This window comes from Falsiroseomonas sp. E2-1-a4, assembly GCF_051433165.1.
Classification (GTDB): Bacteria; Pseudomonadota; Alphaproteobacteria; order Acetobacterales; family Acetobacteraceae; genus Falsiroseomonas.
Genome location: NZ_JBHMFS010000068.1, coordinates 1 through 1,272 on the forward strand (window position 1 = coordinate 1; position 1,272 = coordinate 1,272).

At 65.1% G+C, this 1,272-nt stretch carries 1 protein-coding gene; it reads right to left on the bottom strand.

Annotated features, from left to right (window positions below; translation table 11 throughout):
• Positions 1–34: 34 nt before the first annotated feature.
• Positions 35–1,206 (bottom strand): IS3 family transposase gene (locus ACFHNC_RS24665; RefSeq protein WP_437171882.1). Its coding sequence is split into 2 segments (ribosomal slippage): positions 35–942 and positions 942–1,206, totalling 1,173 coding nucleotides; the frame shifts between segments, so codons are not numbered across the junction.
• Between the last annotated feature and the right edge of the window lie 66 nt (positions 1,207–1,272).

Sequence of the window (1,272 nt, forward strand, 5' to 3'; positions counted from 1 at the left end):
TGACCAGCCCCCATTGAGTGGTCCGGGGGAGATTTTAGTGGATTGTCGCTGTAGCAGGCTGGGCTGATCCTGCCGGGCCAGGACCGGTGGCCGCGGCAGGGGCTCTCGGCATGATCACCTCGGGTGCGGGCGGCCGGTAGCCGAGTGAGGAATGCGGGCGCGCTGTATTGTAATGCACCCGCCAATTCTCGATCAGCACCTTTGCCTCAGCAAGCGTGTTGAAGATCTCGGCTGCCAGCAGCTCGTCGCGCAGCTTGCCGTTGAAGCTCTCCACGTATCCATTCTCCCACGGGCTGCCAGGTTCTACGAAGGCGGTCTTGGCACCGACACCGCTGATCCAGCCCTTCACCGCCGTCGCCGCGAATTCCGGCCCGTTGTCGGAACGGATATGGGCTGGCGTGCCGCGGACGATGAAGAGGTCCGCCAGCACGTCGATCACATCAGCCGCCCCCAACTTGCGCGCGACCCGGATGGCGAGCGCCTCGCGCGAGAACTCATCCACCACGCACAGCATGCGAAACTTGCGGCCATCCCGGGTGCGGTCCTCGACGAAGTCATAAGCCCAGACCTGGTTTGGCCGGTCAGGACGCAGGCGGATGCAGGAGCCGTCATTCAGCCACAGCCGCCCGCGCTTCGGCTGCCGCGGCGGCACCTTCAGCCCCTCACGCCGCCAGATCCGCTCGACGCGCTTGTGGTTGCACCGCCAACCTTCAGCCCGCAGCAGCGCCGTGATGCGGCGGTATCCGTACCGCCCATACTGCCGCGCCCAGTCGATGATTGCCGCCGCCAGCGCCGCTTCGTCGTCGGTTGTCTCAAGCGCTTTGCGCTGCGTCGAGCGATGCTGTTCCAGCACACGACAGGCGAAGCGCTCCGAGACGTCCAGCTTGGCCACAACCTGTGCCACACAGGCCCGACGCCGCGCGGCGCTCAGAAGTTTCCCGAAGCGGCCTCCTTGAGCACCAGCTTCTCCAGCGTCAGATCCGCCACCGCCTTCCGCAGGCGGCCATTTTCCTGTTCCAACTGCTTCAGGCGTTTCACCTGATCCAGCTTCAGACCCCCGTATTCAGAACGCCAGCGATAGTAAGTCGCCTCCGTCACGCCAATCGCCCGCACCGCCTCCGACACCGCTTTGCCCTGTCCCATGAGCACCTCAACCTGCCGCAGCTTGGCAACAATCTCCTCCGGCTTGTGATGCTTCCGTGCCATCCCTTGCCCCTCCGCTTTGCCTCCGGCCCCTCATAGCCGATGGCCCACTTCTAGGGGGGCAGGTCA